The sequence below is a fragment of the Actinokineospora baliensis genome (assembly GCF_016907695.1).
Taxonomy (GTDB): Bacteria; Actinomycetota; Actinomycetes; order Mycobacteriales; family Pseudonocardiaceae; genus Actinokineospora; species Actinokineospora baliensis.
This window is the reverse complement of the sequence record NZ_JAFBCK010000001.1, coordinates 5335980-5354761: the sequence shown is the minus strand read 5'-3', so window position 1 is coordinate 5354761 and position 18782 is coordinate 5335980. Positions and strand designations below refer to the sequence as shown.

At 69.7% G+C, this 18782-nt stretch carries 17 protein-coding genes; 13 read left to right on the top strand and 4 right to left on the bottom strand.

The window, feature by feature from the left end; all coding sequences use genetic code 11:
- Positions 1–74 precede the first annotated feature (74 nt).
- The 8 genes from dapF (at position 75) to JOD54_RS24300 (ending at position 11527) form a co-directional block, all read left to right on the top strand.
- A complete protein-coding gene (gene dapF / locus JOD54_RS24335) occupies positions 75–962 on the top strand; it encodes a diaminopimelate epimerase (RefSeq protein WP_204453466.1) in 888 nt (295 codons plus the stop codon).
- The gene (locus JOD54_RS24330) at positions 959–2089 is read left to right on the top strand and encodes a pyridoxal phosphate-dependent aminotransferase (RefSeq protein ID WP_204453464.1); all 1131 of its coding nucleotides are present in this window, start codon (positions 959–961) and stop codon (positions 2087–2089) included. Before dapF ends, JOD54_RS24330 begins: the two co-directional genes overlap by 4 nt.
- Positions 2086–5271, top strand: coding sequence for a non-ribosomal peptide synthetase (locus tag JOD54_RS24325; protein WP_204453461.1), 3186 nt, complete (start codon positions 2086–2088; stop codon positions 5269–5271). The genes JOD54_RS24330 and JOD54_RS24325 overlap by 4 nt, the downstream gene beginning before the upstream one ends.
- Positions 5264–6088 (top strand): thioesterase domain-containing protein, encoded by an 825-nt coding sequence (locus JOD54_RS24320; protein WP_204453459.1) that lies wholly within the window; start codon positions 5264–5266, stop codon positions 6086–6088. Before JOD54_RS24325 ends, JOD54_RS24320 begins: the two co-directional genes overlap by 8 nt.
- Entirely contained in the window at positions 6085–7383 is a 1299-nt protein-coding gene (locus JOD54_RS24315) for an MFS transporter (RefSeq protein ID WP_204453457.1), read from the top strand. Before JOD54_RS24320 ends, JOD54_RS24315 begins: the two co-directional genes overlap by 4 nt.
- 109 nt (positions 7384–7492) lie before the next feature.
- Positions 7493–9094, top strand: coding sequence for a S8 family serine peptidase (locus tag JOD54_RS24310; protein ID WP_307860247.1), 1602 nt, complete (start codon positions 7493–7495; stop codon positions 9092–9094).
- Complete coding sequence (locus JOD54_RS24305) at positions 9091–9645, top strand: GNAT family N-acetyltransferase (protein WP_239573494.1); 555 nt, start codon at positions 9091–9093, stop codon at positions 9643–9645. The genes JOD54_RS24310 and JOD54_RS24305 overlap by 4 nt, the downstream gene beginning before the upstream one ends.
- Before the next feature lie 673 nt (positions 9646–10318).
- Complete coding sequence (locus JOD54_RS24300; protein ID WP_204453453.1) at positions 10319–11527, top strand: RNA polymerase sigma factor; 1209 nt, start codon at positions 10319–10321, stop codon at positions 11525–11527.
- A 4-nt stretch (positions 11528–11531) separates the two neighbouring features.
- Here JOD54_RS24300 and JOD54_RS24295 read toward each other — a convergent pair whose 3' ends face one another.
- Positions 11532–11891 carry a YciI family protein gene (locus JOD54_RS24295; RefSeq protein WP_204453451.1) on the bottom strand — a complete coding sequence of 120 codons (360 nt, stop codon included), beginning with the start codon at positions 11889–11891 and terminating at the stop codon, positions 11532–11534.
- A gap of 194 nt (positions 11892–12085) precedes the next feature.
- Here JOD54_RS24295 and JOD54_RS24290 point away from each other — a divergent pair, with 194 nt between their 5' ends.
- From JOD54_RS24290 to JOD54_RS24275, 4 genes are all read left to right on the top strand, one after another.
- The gene (locus JOD54_RS24290) at positions 12086–12499 is read left to right on the top strand and encodes a DUF3995 domain-containing protein (RefSeq protein ID WP_204453448.1); all 414 of its coding nucleotides are present in this window, start codon (positions 12086–12088) and stop codon (positions 12497–12499) included.
- An 86-nt stretch (positions 12500–12585) separates the two neighbouring features.
- Positions 12586–13005, top strand: coding sequence for a hypothetical protein (locus tag JOD54_RS24285; protein ID WP_204453446.1), 420 nt, complete (start codon positions 12586–12588; stop codon positions 13003–13005).
- Complete coding sequence (locus JOD54_RS24280) at positions 13006–13224, top strand: helix-turn-helix transcriptional regulator (RefSeq protein ID WP_204453444.1); 219 nt, start codon at positions 13006–13008, stop codon at positions 13222–13224.
- Between the two features lie 75 nt (positions 13225–13299).
- Positions 13300–13965, top strand: coding sequence for a DUF4386 domain-containing protein (locus tag JOD54_RS24275; protein ID WP_239573493.1), 666 nt, complete (start codon positions 13300–13302; stop codon positions 13963–13965).
- 113 nt (positions 13966–14078) lie between these two features.
- Here the strand turns inward: JOD54_RS24275 and JOD54_RS24270 are convergent, their stop codons facing one another.
- On the bottom strand, positions 14079–16106 hold the full coding sequence (locus tag JOD54_RS24270) for a HelD family protein (protein WP_204453442.1): 2028 nt from the start codon (positions 16104–16106) through the stop codon (positions 14079–14081).
- Between the two features lie 172 nt (positions 16107–16278).
- Between JOD54_RS24270 and JOD54_RS24265 the strand changes: the two genes are divergently transcribed.
- Positions 16279–16692, top strand: coding sequence for a protein NO VEIN domain-containing protein (locus tag JOD54_RS24265; protein ID WP_204453440.1), 414 nt, complete (start codon positions 16279–16281; stop codon positions 16690–16692).
- Positions 16693–16919: 227 nt separating this feature from the next.
- Here the strand turns inward: JOD54_RS24265 and JOD54_RS24260 are convergent, their stop codons facing one another.
- Together JOD54_RS24260 and JOD54_RS24255 are read right to left on the bottom strand one after the other, a co-directional pair.
- Complete coding sequence (locus tag JOD54_RS24260) at positions 16920–17354, bottom strand: RICIN domain-containing protein (protein WP_204453438.1); 435 nt, start codon at positions 17352–17354, stop codon at positions 16920–16922.
- A 447-nt stretch (positions 17355–17801) separates the two neighbouring features.
- Positions 17802–18779 carry an ABC-2 membrane transporter-related protein gene (locus tag JOD54_RS24255; RefSeq protein ID WP_204453436.1) on the bottom strand — a complete coding sequence of 326 codons (978 nt, stop codon included), beginning with the start codon at positions 18777–18779 and terminating at the stop codon, positions 17802–17804.
- Positions 18780–18782: the final 3 nt, after the last annotated feature.

Genomic DNA, 18782 nt, shown 5'->3' with positions numbered 1-18782 from the left:
GGACCCCGCGGGCGGCACCGTCCTTTGTGGAAGGTGCCGCCGGTGGGGCCCGCCCGTGATGAGGGGTTGCGGAGATGACTCACTTCACCAAGTACCAGGCCCTCGGCAACGACTACGTGGTGATCGACCCGGGGGACGCCGCCTTCGAGCCGACCGGGCAGGACGCCCTGCTGCTGTGCGACCGGCACTTCGGGATCGGCGCCGACGGGGTGCTCTTCGGCCCGATCGGCCCGGTGCACGCGGACCGGCCGGTGCGGCTGCGGATCTTCAACTCCGACGGCAGCGAGTGCGAGAAGAGCGGCAACGGCATCCGGATGTTCGCGCTGCACGTGGCCGCGCGGCACCTGCCGGGAGTGCGGGAGTTCACCGTGCGCACGGTGGGCGGCGACTCGTCGGTGCGCATCGTCGACGAGCAGGCGGGCGTCGTCAGCGTCGGCATGGGCCTGCCGACCTTCGACGCCGCGGCGGTGCCGTTGCTCGGCGTCACCGGGTTGGCCGTCGAGCAACCGCTGCTCGTCGACGGCCAGGAGTTGACGGTGACCGCCGTCAACCTGGGCAACCCGCACACCGTGGTGTTCACCGAGCACCCGACCCGTGAACTCGCCCACGCGCTCGGCCCCCTGATCGCCGGGCACGAGCGCTTCCCGACGAGGACCAACGTCCAGTTCGCGCGGGTGCTGGACCGCCGGACGATCCAGATCGAGGTCTGGGAGCGCGGGGCCGGATACACGCTGGCCTCGGGCAGCAGCGGCTGCGCGGCGACCGCCGTGGCGCACCGGCTCGGCTTGGTCGACACCGGAGCCGAGATCACCGTGCGGATGGCGGGCGGGGAGATCGGCGTGACCGTGGCACCGGACGGCGCGGTGACGATGATCGGCAGTGCCGAGCACGTGCTGAGCGGCACGCTGGCCGCCGCGCTGGACGCCCGGCTCGGCAACCACGCCGAGGTGGTGAAGGCATGAGCACCGAGTACCCGATGCGGCGGTGGGTGTTCGAGGACGCTGCGGGCCGCTATGACATCGACCTCGGCGACAGCAACGTGCAGTGCAGGCAGCTGACGTCGCTCGCCGTCCCGGCCGACATCGAGCTGAACTACGGCATGGACCGCGGAACCCAGCGCCTCCGCGAGCTGATCGCCGAGCAGTACGGCGACGGGGCCGACTCGGTCGCGGTGACGCACGGGGCGCAGGAGGCGCTGTACCTGCTGTACAACGTGCTGCTGCGGCCCGGTGACCAGGTGATCACCTTCCGGCCGGGCTGGCCGCAGTCCTGGGCCGTGCCCGCCCTGCTGTCCGCCCAGGTGGACGTGCTCGACCTGAGCGACGACTTCACCATCGACCTGGACGCGGTGCGGGCCGCGGCAGGCCCCAACCTGCGGTTGGTGGTGGTGAACACGCCGTGCAACCCGACCGGGAGGCGTGCCGGGCAGCACGAGCTGGCCGGTCTGGCCGAGCTGGTCGGTGAAACCGGTGGGTACCTGCTGCTGGACGAGGAGTACTCGCTGGACCTGGCTTCCTCGGCCGCGGTCGGCGACGACCGGGTGCTCTCGGTGTCGAGCGTGTCCAAGGTCTACGGCCTGCCGGGGCTGCGGGTGGGCTGGTTGTACGGGCCACCCGCCGTGGTCGCCGCGTGCGCCGAGCGCAAGCACCTGACGTCCATCTCGAACTCGGTGCTGTGCGAGGCGCTGGCGTGCGAGGTGCTCGCCGATCGCCAGTTCTACGCCGCCGAGTACCACCGGCTGACCGGCGGTGGCCTGCGGTTGCTGCGCGACTGGGTGGCGCGGCACCCCGGCAAGCTGCGGCTCCTGCCGCCCGACGGGACCCCGTTCGCCTGGTTGCACCTGACCACGGGGGAGTCCGCCCTGTCGTTCTGCCGCCGGGTGCTCGACGCCGGTGTGCTGCTGATGCCCGCCGAGACGCTCGGCGGCCAGGGCGGTGTGCGGCTGTGCTTCGCCCGTGAGCAGCGAGAACTGGCCGAAGGGCTGCGTCGCATCGACGCCGTACTGCACTCGGATCCGGACAACCGGGATCCCCTCACGACGGTGTCGCCGAACCCCGGCCCCGGCCGAATGGAGCACGTGAGCAGATGACAACCACCAACGAAGCGCAGGCGCTCGACCGAGCCGCGGCCGACGAGCCGATCCGGCTCCCGCTGTCCTTCGGGCAGGAGCAGCTGTGGTTCCTCCGCCAGCTGAGTCCGGATGAGATCGTCTACAACCTGGGTTTCGCCTACCGGCTGCGCGGGGCGCTGGACGTCGGCGTGCTGCACGCCAGCCTCAGCCGGGTGGTGAACCGGCACGACATGCTGCGGTCCACGTTCGGCAGCGACGACGGCACCCCGTACCAGGTGATCGGACCGTGCCGCGAGGTCGAGCTGGTCGAGATCGACCTGGGTGACCTGCCCGCCGCCGAGCGTGAGCAGGCGCTCCAGGACGCGCTGGAGGTCGAGAACCGCACCCCGTTCGACCTGACGCGGCCGCTGTACCGCTTCAAGCTCTGGCGGTTGGGCGGCGACGAGCACGTGTTCTGGTTCGGCTGGCACCACATCGTGATCGACGGCTGGTCGTCGGGTTCGGTGATCGCCGAGCTGACCGCCACGTACCGGGCGCTGCTCGCCGGAGCCGAGCCCGAGCTGCCGCTGCCGGTGATGAGCTACGCCGAGCACATCGCGCAGCAGCGCGAGCGGCTCTCCGGCGAGGCGCTGGAGGAGGAGCTGCGGTACTGGGAGCAGTCGCTGGCCGGGCTGCCGGTGCTGGAGCTGCCGACCGACCGGCTGCGCCCCACGGTGCCCAGCGGTCGCGGCGAGATGCTCAGCGTGGACTGCGACCCGCAGCTGCTGGTCAGCCTGCGCGAACTCGCCCAGCAGCACGGTGCGTCGCTGTTCATGGTGCTCACCGCCGCGGTGACCATCGTGTTGGCGCGCTACTCCGGCGAGGAGGACATCCCGCTCGGGGTGCCGATGCTGGGCCGGGTCGACCCTGACCTGGAAGACGTGGTCGGCATGTTCATCAACATGGTGGTCCAGCGCACCAGCACGGCGGGCGACCCGACCTTCGCCGAGCTCTTGGACCGCATCGCCGACACCAGCCTCGACCTCTACGAGCACCAGGAGATCCCGCTGGAGATGGTGGTGCAGCGGGTGCAGCCGATCCGCGACCCCAGCCGCAACCCGCTGTTCCAGGTGTCGGTGCAGGTCCTCGGCGACGGCATGTCCGGGGCGGGCTTCCAGCTGCCCGGCGTCGAGTCGGAGCGGGTGCCGATCGAGTCGGTGCTGGCCATGTTCGACCTGGTGATCAACTTCTGGGAGTCGGCGGACAGCCTGCGGCTCGACATCGGCTACGCCACCGACCTGTTCGACCGCTGGCGGATCGACGGGCTGGCCGACCACATCCAGACCGTGCTCGGCGCGGTCGCCGCCGAGCCGTCGCTGCGGGTGTGGCAGGTGCCGTTGCTGTCGGAATCCGAGCGGTCCCGGGTTCTGGCGGCGGGCCGCGGTGAGGTCGTCGAGTTCACCCACGACGCCGTGCACGTCACCATCGCGGAGGTGGCCAGGGCCAACCCGGATGCGGTGGCGCTGGTCTGCCGCGACGTCGAGATGACGTATGCCGAGTTGGACCGGCGGGCCGACCTGGTGGCCCGGCTGGTGCGCTCGCACGGAATCGAGCACGAGGACATCGTGGCCATCGCGATGGACCGCGACCTGGACGCGCTGGTCGCCATGCTCGGCGTGCTCAAGGCCGGTGCGGCGTTCACCATGCTCGACCCGAGCCACCCGGCCAAGCGGCTGGACTACATGCTGCGCGACACCGCCACCCGGCTGCTGCTCACCCGCACCAGGCACCTGCCGCAGCTCCCCTCGGCAGGCGGCTGGACCGTCGTGCCGCTCGACGCCGAGTGGGACTCCATCGAGGCCGTCCCCGCGGACCAGCCACTGGCCGAGTGGGCCACCGGCCGATCGCTCGCCTACGTGATCTACACCTCCGGCTCGACCGGCCAGCCCAAGGGCGTCATGGTCGATCACCGCGATCTCCAGTGCTTCCTGGGCGCCTACCGGCGGACGTTCGACTTCGGCGTGGGCTCCCGGATGCTGCAACTGCCCGCGCTGACCTTCGACATGTCCATCGGCGAGATCTTCACCGGCCTCACCGCGGGCGCGACGCTGGTACTGGTGTCGCCGGAGGAAGGGCTGGCACCGGACGCGCTGAGCAAGCTGATGCGCGACCAGCGGGTGACCTACGCGGGCCTGTCGCCCGCCATCCTGTCGGTGCTCGACGCCGAGCCGTACCCCGACCTGCGCGGGGTGATGAGCGGCGCCGACGCGGTGCCCGCCGAGATGGTCAACAAGTGGAACCTGCCCGGCCGGGTGTTCGTGGACCTCTACGGCCCGACCGAGGCCACGGTGGCGTGCACCGAGTACGTCTGCGAGCAGGTGGACTGGCGCACCCCGCCGCCGATCGGCCACCCGGAGGAGAACCGGCTGGTGTACGTCGTGGACCGGGCTGGCAACCTCACCCCGCCGGGCATCGCAGGCGAACTGCTGATCGGCGGCGACGACGGCCTGGCCCGCGGCTACCTCAACCAGCCAGAACTGACCGCGCAGACGTTCATCCCCGACCCCTTCCGACCCGCAGGCCGGGTGTACCGCAGCGGCGACCTGGTGCGCTGGCGGCCGGACCTGGAGCTGGAATTCCTCGGTCGCATCGACCACCAGGTGAAGCTGCGCGGGCTGCGCATCGAGCTCGGCGAGATCGAGTCGGCGCTGCAGCTGCACCCGCAGGTGCGGATGGCCGTGGTGCTGCTGCGGTCCGACTCGCGCGGCGAGAAGCAGTTGGTCGGCTACGTGACCGCCGAGTCCGAGCCCCCGCCGAGCACCGCCGAACTCACGCGGCACCTCGGCGAGCAGCTCCCGGAGTACATGGTGCCCACGGCCTGGGTGGTGCTCGACGAGTTCCCGCTGACCGCGGCCCGCAAGGTCGACCGCAAGGCGCTCCCGGAACCGGTGGAGCAGGGCGAGCAAGCGGAGGCTGAGTTCGTGCCGCCCCAGACCCCGACCGAGGTGGGCGTCTGCGAGATCTTCGCCGAGGTGCTGGCGCTGCCGCGAGTGGGTTCGCTGGACAACTTCTTCGAACTCGGCGGCAACTCGCTGCAGGCCATGCGAGCGGTCAGCCGGATCAACAAGAAGTTCCAGGTCAAGATCAACATTCGGCTGCTCTACGGCAGGGCTGCGGTGAACGCGATCGCCGCCAAGATCGAGGAGATGATCGGTGCCTGACCCGCTGCCGGACACGATCGTGCCGATGCGGGAGACGGGTACGCGCACGCCGCTGTTCTGCGTGCACCCCGTTTCCGGCTCGGCGTACTCCTACCTCGGGCTGGCCGGGCTGCTCGGCGACGACCAACCGGTGTACGGCTTCGAAGCGCCCGGCTACGACGACGACCGCCAGCCCGCCCGCACCCTGGGGGAGTTGTCCGAGTACTACGTGTCGCTGCTGGACGCGCACTGGCCCGACCAGCCGGTGACCTTGCTCGGCTGGTCGCTCGGCGGGGTGGTGGCCTACGACATGGCGCAGCGGTTGGCCGCGGCCGGGGTCGCCGTGCCCGCCCTCGTGCTGGTCGACGTCAAGGTGCCGTACCGGGCGCCGCTGCCGCCGGAGAAGGCGATGCTGGTGAAGTTCCTGCACGACCTGACGGCGGTGGCACACACCTCGACCGATGCCGCGCCGACCTCCTTGGCCGACAAGCTCGACGCGATAGTGGAGACATACCCCGCCGACGCCGACCCGGCGGCGGTCTTCGACGCGGTCGAACGCGCGGCAGTCCTGCCCGAGGAGGTGGACGCCGAACTGCTCCTGCAGCGCTACCGCATCTTCCGGGCGCACGTGGCCGCGCTGTTCGACTTCGAGGTGCGCACCCCGTACCACGGGCCGGTGATCCACATCAGGGCCGCCACGTCAGCCGGGGACCAGATGCGGTGGGAGCGGGTGGCACCAGCCCTGCGCGAGTACGTCGTCCAGGGCGACCACCATTCCATGTGGACCGGGAACGGCCTGTCCAGCATCGCGGGCATCGTCGCGGACCTGCAGCGATGAGCTCCGCGCGATCCCGTGGCGCGCTGTGGGGCAACCCGGACTTCCTCAAGTTCTGGGTTGGCGAGACGCTGTCGCTCTACGGCACGCAGATCACCACCCTGGCACTGCCGCTGACCGCGGTGCTGGTCTTCGACGCCGGTCCGGAGCAGGTCGGGTTCCTGCGTTTCATGCAGCTCGTCCCGTACCCGCTCTTCGCGCTGCTGTTCGGGGTGTGGGTGGACCGGGTGCGGCGGCGGCCGTTGATGCTCGGTGCCAACTCGGTGCGGGCCGTGCTCATCGGGCTGGTGCCGGTGCTGGCCGCGATGGACAGTCTCACGCTGCCGGTGCTGCTGGTGCTGGCGTTCGGCATCGGCGTGGCGTCGGTGCTGTTCGACGTCAGCTGGATGTCCTACCTGCCCGGTCTGCTCCGCGACAAGAAGTACTTGGTGGAGGCCAACTCCAAGTTGTCGATCACCGCCAGTTCCGCGGATGCCGCGGGACCGGGCGCGGCGGGCGTGCTGATCAGTGCGCTCACCGCGCCGGTGGCGATGGTCGTCGACGCGGTGAGCTACCTGGTGTCGGTGGTGTCGCTGGCCACCATCCGCACCAGGGAGCCCGCGCCCCCTCCGGCCGCGACCCGGCGACATCTGCTGGCCGAACTGGCCGACGGCCTGCGGTGGGTGTTCGGTCACCGCTACCTGCGGGCGATCGCCTTCGTCGGCGCCTTCTGCAACTTCTTCACCATGGCCACGTCGACGATGTTCATCGTCTACGCGGTTCGCGAGGGCGGCCTGTCCCCGGCGCAACTGGGCCTCGTCTTCTCGCTCGGCGCGGTCGGCGGGCTGCTCGGCTCCCTGGTGTCCGGCAGGCTGCTCGCCCGCTTCACGCCCGGCCGGGTCTACTTCTGGGCGCTGGCCGCGACGTTCACCGCCCCGGTGCTGATCCCACTGGCCGCCGGGCCGCACTGGCTGGTCCTCGTTCTGTTCGTGGCCTCGTTCTTCACCGCCTACGGCGGGCTCGCGGTGTCCAACGTGCTGATCATGAGCCTTCGGCAGACGGTGACGCCGCCGCACCTGATGGGCCGGATGAACGCGGCCATCCGCACCCTGCTGTTCGCGGGCGGCGCTCTCGGCGGCCCGGTGAGCGGCCTGCTGGCGGGCGCCGTCGGCCTGCGCCCCGCGTTGTGGACCATCGGCGCCGCCGCGGTGCTGATGCTGCTGCCGGTGCTGCTGTCCCCGGTCAGCCGACTGGCGGCGATGCCGGAAACCGATTCCCCAGCACCACTCGATCAGATCCCCGAGCACACAAGGGAGTAACTCGACGATGGTTCAACGATTATGGGTGCTCGCCGCAGCACTGTTGATGGTGTCGGGCCTGGTGATGGCAGGCCCGACACCTGCAGTTGCGGCACCTACCACCGGGCCGGTGGCCTACACCGTTCTGCTCGCCGATGATGCTCGGCACGACGCCGCGCTGGCCGCCATCCGGGCGGCCCAGGGCACTGTGTTGAGGGAGAACCGCGCGCTCGGGCTGGTCGTCGCGGAAAGCTCGGCCGCTGATTTCGCCGAGCGCGTAGTGGGACCGGGGGTGCTCGGAGCGGCCCGCAGCCGGGCACTCGGTCGCAACGGGGGCAGCGTCGGCCGCGACCTCGGCGCCGGGGCCACGGTCGCCGATGTGACCGGCCACAGCCCAGCCGATCCGGTCCGAGCCGCCGGGGTGGGGCTGGACCCGCTGGACGCCAAGCTCTGGGGCCTGCGGATGGTGCGCGCCGACAAGGCCCGCGAGCGCCAGCGGGGCGACCGCCGGGTCCGGGTCGGTGTGATCGACTCCGGGATCGACGCCACCCACCGCGACCTGGCCCCGAACCTCGACCTGGCCGCGTCGCGCAACTTCGTGGTCGACATCCCGACCGACGTGAACGGCGTGGTGATCGACGGGCCGTGCGAGTTCGCGGGCTGCGTTGATCCCCCTGGATACGACGACTACGGCCACGGCACCCACGTCGCGGGCACGATCGCCGCCGCCGCCAACGGGTCCGGCACCTCCGGCGTGGCCCCCGGTGTCACGCTCGTGGACATCAGGGCCACCCAGGACAGCGGCTGGACGTTCCTGCAGCCCTTCCTCGACGCCCTGACCTACGGCGCGGACATCGGTCTCAACGTGATCAACCTGCCGTTCTACATCGACCCGTGGCTCTACAACTGCCCGAACAACCCCGCCGACACACCCGCGCAGCAGCTCGAGCAGCGCGTCACGATCGAGGCGGTGAACCGCGCGCTCGACTACGCGCACCGCAAGGGCGTCACCCTGGTCGCGCCGATCGGCTTCTCCCACGACGACCTCGGGCGCCCCAACCCGGACACCTTCAGCCCGACCTTCCCGGCCAACTCCGCCCACACGCGCCAGATCGACGGCGCCAGCTGTGCGGCCATGCCCATCGAAGGGCGCCACGTGATCGGCGTCAGCGGCCTCGGACCGTCGGAGGGCAAAGCCGACTACTCCAACTACGGTGTCCCAGAGGTCGAGCTCGGCGGCCCAGGCGGCTTCCGCAAAGACGGGCTGGGCACCCCATCCTCCGGCGCCAGGGAAAACCAGATCCTGTCGACGTACTCGCGCGCCGCGGCCACCGGTAAGGCCTGGCTGACCCCGGAGGGCGACATCACCCCGCTCGGCGACGCGCAGGGGATGCTCAAGGACTGCACCCCGGATGGCACCTGCTCGTTCTTCCGCTGGGCCGAGAGCACCAGCCGGGCCGCCCCGCACGTCTCCGGGACGGCCGCCCTGGTGATCAGCCAGTACGGCGACCGGCGTCGTGGCCGGGTCAGCATGAACCCGGACAGCGTGCGGCACATCCTGCTGACCAGCGCCCGGCAACACGCTTGCCCGACACCACGCCTGGTGTCCTACGCCGACATCGGCCGCCCGCCAACGTACGACGCCTACTGCGAAGGCCCCAAGTGGCACAACGGCTTCTACGGCTACGGCATCGTCGACGCCTATGCCGCGGTCACCCGTCGACGCCCATGAAAGGGGTGATCTCCGGCATGCCCAACCCGACGCCCCCGTCCGTGCGTTTCGTCCGCCTGGGCCCGGCCGTCTTCGAGGCGCTGCTCGCAGGCGACCTGGCCACCGCCAGGACACTGACCGGTGTTGAGCTCTCGGACTGGTTCCTCTCCGACGAGGTCGACTGGCTCTGGCGGATGCGACTGCTCCAGATCACCGCCGACCCCACCGCCGAAGACTGGGTCGTCCGCGCGGCGGTCACAGTGCCCGACGGCATACCGGTGGGCACCGGCGGCTTCCACGGACCCCCCAACGCCGCAGGCGTGGTGGAAATGGGCTACGCCACAGACCCGGCGTACCGCAGACGCGGCTACGCCCGAGCCATGGTCGCCGCCCTGCTGGACTGGGCCGCCGCAGACCCCTCGGCACTCACGGTCCGAGCCACCATCCGCCCAGACAACAAAGCCTCACTAGCCACCATCGCCGGCTACGGCTTCACCCACGTAGGCGAACAACAAGACGACGAAGACGACACGGAATACCTCTACGAACGCCCAGCCCGACCCGCCGTTTGATCACCCTCGCCCGCCGCCGGGAGTAAACGCCCCGGCGGCGGGCGACGGCTTCTTGGCCCTTGTGGTGCAGCAGAAACTGGCCGGCGTCGGCCTCGGTGGCGGCCACGGCGTCGACCCCGAGGATCAACACCGTACGCGTCGTTCCGTGATGGTCACGGGGCTCGGTCTGGCTGCAGGCATTGGCGGCGGAACACTCCGAGTACAGGCTGGCGATCACCCACCCGGGCGGCCACCACGCCCGGGTCCATGTCAGCAACCAGGACGAAGCCGCTGAACTGGAAGAAGCCGCCTTCGAGACCGGTGTTGAGCGTTGGCTCATCCAACTCTGGCGCGGCTAGCCGCCTAGCTATCGCCGGTTGCACGACAGTGGCCTAGCGCACCACATCCCGCACCACGACGGCCAACACGCAAGACCCAGCACGGACAGGGCCGCGATCAGTGCCACTGTCCCGCTGGCGACTTCCGGCGGATCGCCGTTGTCCGCCAGACACGAAGTCATGCCGACCACGCATCCAGGACTCACCACATGCACCTCCGGCGCGGGAGGCAAGGATCCTCCGTCGCCTGGTGGATGACGTGAGTGCGGTGGCCGAGGACACGACACCCAGCGCCTTGCCCGCCCCCCGGCATAGCAGGCCGGGCCGCCGAGCAGACGGTGCTGCACCATGGGGCGGTGGACGAGGTGGCTGAGCTGGTCGGTCGGATCTGGCGCACGGAGGCGGCGGGCATGCTGGGCGTGCTCAGCCGCACGCTCGGCGACTTCGACCGGGCCGAGGAGGCCCTGTCCGACGCGCTGGCCGAGGCGATCACCCACTGGCAGGCCGACGGCATACCGGACAGCCCGGCCGGGTGGCTGGTCACCACGGCCTGGCGCAAGGCGCTGGACCGACTGCGCCGCGACGCCGTCGGCCGGGAGAAGGCCGCCAGGGTGGCCGCCGAACCGCCGCCTGAGCCCGGCGCGGACGACCGGCTGGCCACGATCTTCGCCTGCTGCCACCCAGATCTCGCCGAGCCCGCACGGGTCGCGCTCACGCTGTACGCCGCCAGCGGCCTGAGCACCGCTGAGATCGCCGCGGCGTTCCTGGTCCCGGTGCCGACGATGGCGCAGCGGCTTTCCCGCGCCAAGCGCCAACTGCGCGATCGCGGCGTCGAGTTCACCGTGCCGAGCACCGACGAGTACGGCGACAGGTTGTCCGCCGTACTCGCGGTGATCTACCTGGTGTTCAACGAGGGCTACCTGTCCAGCGGCCAGTCGGTCCACCGACGCGAGCTGGCCCGCGAGGGCGTCGAGCTGGCTCGCCAACTCGCCACGGCGCTGCCCCGCGAGCCGGAGGTCGCCGGTCTCGCCGCGCTGGTGGAGCTACACCACGCCCGCGCGGCCGCGCGGTTCGACTCCTGGGGCCGGATCGTCCTGCTCGAGCAACAGGACCGGCGGCTGTGGGACCGGGAGGCGATCGGCCGCGCTGTCCTGCGGCTGAAGTCCGCCGTGCGTCTCGGCAAGCCGGGGCCGTACCAGACCCGGGCGGGTATCGCCGCACTGCACGCGCTGGCCGCGTCCTACCAGGACACCAACTGGACCGACGTTCGCGCGCTCTACGACCGGCTATACGCACTGGATCCCTCGCCCGTCGTGCTGCTCAACCGGGCAGTCGCCACCCAGTTCGCCGTCGGTCCGGAGCCCGCACTGGACGAAGTGGAGGCACTCGGCGACCGGCTTGCGGGCTACCACCTCTGGCACGCCGCCCGGTCCACCCTGCTGGCCGCGCTCGACCGCCCGACCGAGGCGCTCGAGTCCGCGCAGCGCGCGCTCGACCTCGCGACCAACCCGGCCGAACGCGAGCTGATGTCGCGCCGGGTTGGGGAGCTGGGACGCGGGCGGTGACGCCCTACTCGCGAACCATCACCGGACGGACCTCCACCGCGCTCACCCCAGGCGCGAGCGGCCAAGTCGCGGCGATCCCCACGGCCTCGTCGATGTCATCGCACTCCAGCACGATGACCGACCCGACGACCTCCTTGAGCTCGACGTACGGCCCATCGGTGATCACCGGCTCACCACCCGCCCCTGCCCGAACCGTCTTCGCCGTCTCCCGCGCCTGCAGCTCGATGCCGCCCTCCGCCACCTTGCCGGACGGCTGCCACCGCTCGAACCACGCGTAGACCCGCTCCATCACGGCCCCCTCCTCCTCAGGGGACAATGCCGCCCACTCCTGGTCGTCACCGCAGATCAGCATCGCGTACTTCACGTTCGCTCCTCATCGTCGAAGGCTTGCTCGCCCAGGTGACGAACGGCAGCGCCGGTTCTCGACAGCTCCGTCGAGATTCTTCTCGACGGACCTGACCGCCGCAGGACCGAGCTCGTGAAACCGCTCACGCCTCCAACATCCACATCGGACTCGCGCGCGACAATGGGGATGACCACGAACAGTCTGGGGGACTGGTGACCAGCATCATCGCCATCGTGCTTGCCCTGTCGTTGACCGTCGTCGGAGTGCTCCACCTCTCCTGGGCGGCGGGCGTCTACTTCCCCTTCGCCTCCGAACGCGAGGCGGCCCGCAAGACCATGGGCGACCACGAGGCCCTGCCGCCGTGGCCGCTGACCACGCTGGTGGGCGCGCTCCTGGTCCTCGCCGCGTACCTGGTCCTCGCGCTGCACTGGCCCACGTTGCGGATCGTCGCCGACTGGGTCTACGAGTGGTCGATCTGGGGCATCGCGGTCGTGTTCTTCCTCCGCGCGCTCGAGCCCCTCGCGCAGCGCACGGCCAACGCCGACTACAACCGCCTGAACCGCCGCCTGTACTCGCCGTTCGTGCTCGCCCTCAGCGCCCTCGCCGCCGTGGTGGCCCTCGCCTGACCTGGGCATAGTCAAATATCCTTGACACGATGTCAACGCCGCTTTACCTTGGACGTGTCAAACATTCTGTACACGGGGAGCGGCGCATGTCGTCCGAAGAGCAGCGTGCCTGGATCTACGCACTGGTCTGCGTGGTGGTCCCGGTCATCTACCTGGTCAGCATCCTGTCCGAGCTGCCGGGTGCCAACGTCGCGGAGATCGCCTACGTGCGACCGCTGCTCACCGCGATCGGCGTCGGGATCGTCGCGAACATCGTGCTGACCGTCGTGGCCGCCGTGGTCTCGCCCAAGGACGCGGGCAAGGCCGACGAACGCGACCGGGAGATCAACCGCCGCGGCGAGCACGTCGGGTTCTACGTCATGAGCGTCTGCGCGGTCGGGCCGCTGGTCCTGGCGATGGTCAAGGCCGATCACTTCTGGATCGCGAACGCGCTCTACGTGTCGTTCGTCCTCGCCGCGCTGGCCTCGACCGTCGTGAAGCTCGTCGCGTACCGGCGGGGCTGGTAGATGGGCAAGCCCACCAAGGTCACCAACTCGATCCGCGCGTTGCGCTTCGCCACGGGGGAGATGACCCAGGCTGACCTGGCCGACCGCATCGGCGTGACCCGCCAGACCATCATCGCGATCGAACAAGGCCGCTACTCACCATCGCTGGAAGTGGCCTTCCAGATCGCCCGCGTCTTCAAGGTCCCCCTCGACGACGTCTTCGGCTACCCCGAACAGTAAGCCCCACAACCACAACGGCGCGCGAGGCAGCAGCATCGCGGCCCGATTCCCCATGCCCTCAACCAGGGAGCGACCATGCACACAACTCAAGACACCATGCGCACAGCACGCCTGACCGGGATCTTCTACCTCGGCCTGGCCATCACCGGCGCGCTCGGCTTCATCGTCATCCGCCAGCAGGTCTTCGTGGCCGACAACCCCGCCGCGACCCTGACCAACCTGCTCGCCCACGACTCCCTCGCCCGAGTGGGAATCGCGCTAGAGATGGCCATGGTCGTGTTCCAGGCCCTCTCCGCCGCCTGGTTCTACCGCCTGTTCCGCCCCGTCGACTCCTTCGCCGCGAGCGGGATCGCCGCCTTCGGCCTGGTCAACACGGTGGTGACACTCCTCAGCACGGCCCTGCTCGCCACCGCGGTCCACCTCCCCTCCGACGCGGCCACCGTCCAGGTCCTGTACGTGACCAGCTACACCCTGTGGGAGGTCGGCGCCCTGTTCTTCGGCCTCTGGCTACTCCCCATGGCCTGGTGCGTCCTGCGCTCAGGCTGGATGCCCCGCCCCCTAGCCTGGACCCTCCTAATCGGCGGCGTCTGCTACCTGCTCAGCCCGTTCGTCCTCTACCTAGTCCCCAACGCCAAGACCCTCTTCGAACTCATGGCCATCCCCGCCTCCATCGCCGAGTTCTGGATGGTAGGCCACCTCCTCATCCTCGGCGTCCGCCAGCGAACACCGCAGGGGGCATGACGCGGGCCCAGCGGCCCGCAGTGATCCGAACTCCGCGTTGAGAAAAGCGTCGAGGTTGGCCCGCTTGGTGAAGTCGCCCCCTGGCCCTCTTCGGCCCCGCTCCGGCAGCCGGATCAGGGGTGGAGTTCCCGCACGGCTGACAGCTCCGCTGGTGGCGGGCCGGGGTGCACGATTCCCAGTCGGCGGGTAGTTCTGGTCATGGCGACGTAGAGGTCGTTGTGGCCCAGCGGTTCGCCGAGGATCGTGCCGGGGTCGGCAATCAGGACCGAGTCGAACTCTAGCCCCTTGGCCTGGTCGGTGGTGAGCAGTACGACCTTGTCGGTCAGGTCCGGTCGCGGGGGAAGGGACAGCGCGGCGGCGAGCGATCCGATGTGGACATCCGGCGCGATGACCGCGAGTTGGCCTTCAGTGTGTGCCGCCGCGAGGTCGGCGATGACTCTGGGCAGGTCGGCGCGGGTGGTGCGGATCCGCCACGGTGCCTCGCCGGTCGAGCGGACCGACTGGGGTGGTGGCGTCGTGGGGTGGTGGGCGGCGAGCAGGTCGGCGGCGGCGGCCATGATCTCCACAGGGGTGCGGTAGTTGACCGTGAGCTGCGCGAGCTGCCAGCGGTCCTGCATGTGTGGCCGCAGCACGCGGTCCCAGGAGGAAGCGCCCGCGGGGCTGCCGGTCTGGGCGAGGTCCCCGACGACGGTCATCGACTTGGTGGGGCACCGGCGCATCAGCATCCGCCAGGCCATTTCGGACAGTTCCTGCGCCTCGTCGACGACCACGTGCCCGAACACCGCGCGGTCGCCGCCCTGGCCGATCAGGGCGGCGGCCTCGTCCAGCAACGGGACATCCGCGGCGCTCCAGTCGTCGACGGGCGCACCGATGAGGTCCGACACCACCTGCTCCGGGGTCAGCGGCGGCCACACCCCGTCGAGCGCGGCCTGGACACCTTTGTCGGCGAGCAGCGAGTCCCGCAGGCTGGCCCGATCGGTCTCGTCCAGCAAGGATCTCGGTCCGTCGTCTTCGTCATGACCGAGCACGACACCCGCGGCGGCGAGCGCACGCAGGTCGGCCTCGCTGAGACGGCCGTCCGCGCTGCCCCCGTCGATCGCCTCGCCGGAGTCGGTGAGCACGACCGCCTCCATGTCCTCGATCAGGCGGTCCGCGAGTACGTCCACGATCTCCGACTGGAAGGCCAACCTGGCCTGGTTGTGCGGGAGCCCGGTCCGCCTGGCCTTCCGCACCGCACGGACGCAAGCGCCGTCGTCGAGCCGCAACACCTGCCCCTCGAAGTCGACCTCGACCGGGCCGTCCGGCACCCGAACCCGCGACCGCACCGCGTCCGCCAGCCGTTCGGCCATGACCGCCCGGCCTTTGAGCTCCGCGGTCTCGGAAGGCTCCGCCCGCGGGGCCTCGACGCCGGGCCACAGGTCGGCGATGGTGGTCGTCACCACGCTGTGCTCGCCCAGACCCGGCAGGACCTGGCCGATGTAGTCGAGGAAGATCCGGCTGGGCCCCACGACCAAGACGCCGCGGACGCGCAGGTGTGCACGGGTGTAGAGCAAGTAGGCGACCCGGTGCAACGCGACCACTGTCTTGCCGGTACCAGGGCCACCCTGCACCACCAGCAACCCGCTGGACTCGTGCCGGATGATCCGGTCCTGCTCGGCCCGCAGCGTGGCCACGACGTCGTGCATGCGCCCGGTCCGCTCCGCGGTGACCGCCGCCAGCAACGCCGCTTCCCCGACCAGCCCGTCATCACCGTCACCGCTCACCAACTCGTCGTCGAGCGCGATCACCACCCTGCCCCGCGTGGTGATCCGCCGCCGTCGCCGCACACCCTGCGGAGCGGCCGCGGTCGCGGTGTAGAAGACCTGGGCCACCGGCGCCCGCCAGTCGACCAACAACGGCTCCTCGCCCCGGAACAGCCCCAACCTCCCGACGTAAACCCGCCTCCCGTCGTCCATGTCCAGCCGCCCGAAGCACAACCCCTCCTCCGCCGCGTCCAGCCTGGCCACCTCCGCCCGCCAGACCGGATCCCCCTCGGCACCCCTCGCGGCCGCCACCGCGCGCATGGCGTCCACCTCCGCGTACAGGCCATCCACATACCCCTGCTCAAGGCCGATCTCACGGTCGAGATCACTACCGGCCATACCCGCAGACCCCCTGGGTTGACGATTGATGCCACCGAGAATGCACAGCCGCACCCGGGAAGAACAGTCTTGTACTTCCCGGCCACCTCAGCCGCGACGTTCGAGCGGTGACATTGGACCCGTATGCGCGAAGTGGGCCACCCGATCGAGCGATTTCGGCAAGGTATGCACTATGAAGATCAACACCTGGTGGGATGGCGACCCCGACGAGCGCTACTGGCTCGAGATCACCGACCGTCCGGACGTGGGGACCGACCTCAACTGCCTGCAGCGCAACGGATCAGGCAAGCAGTATTGGCTATTGGTCATCGGGCTGCGGCCGGATCACCGCGTCGAGGTCAAGGGCACCACGACCGACGCCCGAACCGTGGAACTCACGATCAACGAGGTTGAGAACGCGCGTAACCACGCAAACGATCTGGTTGTCGTGCACGGGATCACAGCCACCGCCCGGCCCGATGGCGGATACGACGCGAGAGACGGGACTATGCGGGTCTGGGAGAAGTGGGTCCCTGCGAACTCGGCCTTGGACGCGACCAAGTTCGCCTACTACGTCGACTCTCAGCAACCTGATCACGAGCTGTAGTCGTCGCAAGTGGATGGTTGGAGCCGCTGCGAAGAAGCGTCCACCCAGGAACAACCCCAGGACCGAGCGGTCCAAGTCCAGCCCAGCGCCACGCCACCGATCGGACGCACGACCACGCCTACCGCAGTTCCGCACCATGCCGCCGAAGGGCCGTGACTCGCCGAACGGGTGTGCCGCTGTCCGTGCCGGGCAGACAGCGGCACACCGCACGTACGGCTTGTGGGGCGTCAGGGCCGGACCCACTGCTGATCGGATCCCTGGTGGCAGTCCCAGATGACCAGCCGTGTTCCGTTGGCAATACTACCGTTGTCGGCCAGCCCAACGCACTTGTTGGACGGGGTGTTCTTGAAAGCCCACTTACCGGTTTGCGACTCCCACACGAACGCCCATCGCTGGTCGAGACCGTAGTGGCAGTCCCAGATGACCAGCCGTGTTCCGTTGACTGTGCTGCCGTTGTTGGCCAATCCGACGCACTTGCCGTTCGGGTAGCCGGACGCGGAACTCTTCAGGGAGCTGTTGGCGCCGTCGTACCAGTACTGGTCATTCCCGTAGTGGCAGTCCCAGATGACCAGTTCGGTTCCGTTGGCCGTGCTCCCGTTGTTGGCCAAGCCCACGCACTTCGGCGGCCCGTAGGCCTGCTTGATAGGGTTGATACCACTCACGGACGCGGGTCGCGCCGACGTGTTATTCGTGGCAGTGGCGATGGAGGTGGCACTGAGCACGAGTGCCAGCGCTCCGAATAGCGCCACTATCGTCTTGGAGGCGGTGCGCACGATTCCTGTCTCCTTCATGGGACATCTGGTTGGATCCGCACGATTCACCGGCAGCGTGCCATGGTCGGTGGCGGCAGTGTTCGGCCGGAGGTGCAGAACAACGGACGAACGTGGGTAGTGGCCCCGGAAGGATGTGGCAGAGGGCTACAGCCAAAGCACCACGACCACTGTCGGATCCACCTCGGAACCGAGGGCTCCGCCGTGTAGCCGTCCCCGATCGAAGGCCGGTGACCCGCCATTTCTGTCGAAATCGACTCGCGAGCCGACCCCAGACGATCACGATCTCCGAAATCGCCGGCTGGACACTGTAGACAGTCGACCAAGCCGGCTTGCCAGTCAGGAGGTTCGGCGTCGCACCAGGTGGGCGGCAGCGGCGAAGAGCACCAAGGCCAGCCCGAGGTAGAGGCCGAACTCGATCATCAGCATGGCGGGGTAGCGGCCTGCTGGGTGGTACTCGGTGTAGTGCCGCAGGCCGTGTTCAGCCAGGTAGCGTTCAAGGGCGGCGCCACCCTCGCGGACCGTGCCGTCGTCGTAGACCTGTCTGAGGACCGCCCTCTCCTCACCGTCCGAGAGCCTGTGGCCCGCGCTGCTGAGCAGGCCTTCGTCCAGGATCCAGTCGGTCGGAGGAAGCTCGTCGGATGCCTTCGGGGCGCCCGGTGCGTCTGTCCTGACCAGGGGGCTCAGGTAGTGGGGCCGGAGTTTTTCCTCCAGCGTGATGCGCACCGTGAGGAAGACGGCGAGGGTGAGGCCCATGGCGATCACGGTCCGCCGAAGCAGGACCCCGGCGAACACGCCGAGAGCCAGAGCGAACAGGGTCAGTGCCGCCAGGGCGGGCGACACGGTGAACGCGGCAGTGCGCATCGGGCTGCTCATGGCGTCCAAGGGCTGGCGCCACCAGTTGAACAGCAGGGAGCAGGCCAGCGCGAGCACAGCCGCTCCGATGCCGACCACGGCCAACTGGGTGACGAGCCATCTGGTGCGGGAGACGCCCTGGGTGAAGGCGAATCGCCAGGTACCGTGCTCGAACTCCCTGGCCAGCAGGGGAGCGCCGACGAAGACACCGATGAGCGCGGGCAGGAAGGCCACCCACACCATCCGGTTCTCCCATTCGCCGTACTGGGCGGCGAACTGCCCGGCCAGCTGCGCGCATCCCGCGCGTGCGCTGGGATCGGCCACGCAGGCGGCGATGCCGTCGGCGCGGAACTGCTCGTGCATGGCGAATCCGCTGATCAGCGTGGGGACGGCGATGGCGACCAGCAGGAAAGCCGCTGTCAGCAGGGTGGCGCGGTGCTGGCGCCAGGTTACCCAGATCACCGC

Coding starts and splice junctions, on each gene's coding strand:
- dapF (WP_204453466.1), top strand. CDS start 75: ATGACTCACTTCACCAAGTACCAGGCCCTCGGCAACGACTACGTGGTG.
- JOD54_RS24330 (WP_204453464.1), top strand. CDS start 959: ATGAGCACCGAGTACCCGATGCGGCGGTGGGTGTTCGAGGACGCTGCG.
- JOD54_RS24325 (WP_204453461.1), top strand. CDS start 2,086: ATGACAACCACCAACGAAGCGCAGGCGCTCGACCGAGCCGCGGCCGAC.
- JOD54_RS24315 (WP_204453457.1), top strand. CDS start 6,085: ATGAGCTCCGCGCGATCCCGTGGCGCGCTGTGGGGCAACCCGGACTTC.
- JOD54_RS24305 (WP_239573494.1), top strand. CDS start 9,091: ATGAAAGGGGTGATCTCCGGCATGCCCAACCCGACGCCCCCGTCCGTG.
- JOD54_RS24285 (WP_204453446.1), top strand. CDS start 12,586: ATGTCGTCCGAAGAGCAGCGTGCCTGGATCTACGCACTGGTCTGCGTG.
- JOD54_RS24280 (WP_204453444.1), top strand. CDS start 13,006: ATGGGCAAGCCCACCAAGGTCACCAACTCGATCCGCGCGTTGCGCTTC.
- JOD54_RS24275 (WP_239573493.1), top strand. CDS start 13,300: ATGCACACAACTCAAGACACCATGCGCACAGCACGCCTGACCGGGATC.
- JOD54_RS24270 (WP_204453442.1), bottom strand. CDS start 16,106: ATGGCCGGTAGTGATCTCGACCGTGAGATCGGCCTTGAGCAGGGGTAT.
- JOD54_RS24265 (WP_204453440.1), top strand. CDS start 16,279: ATGAAGATCAACACCTGGTGGGATGGCGACCCCGACGAGCGCTACTGG.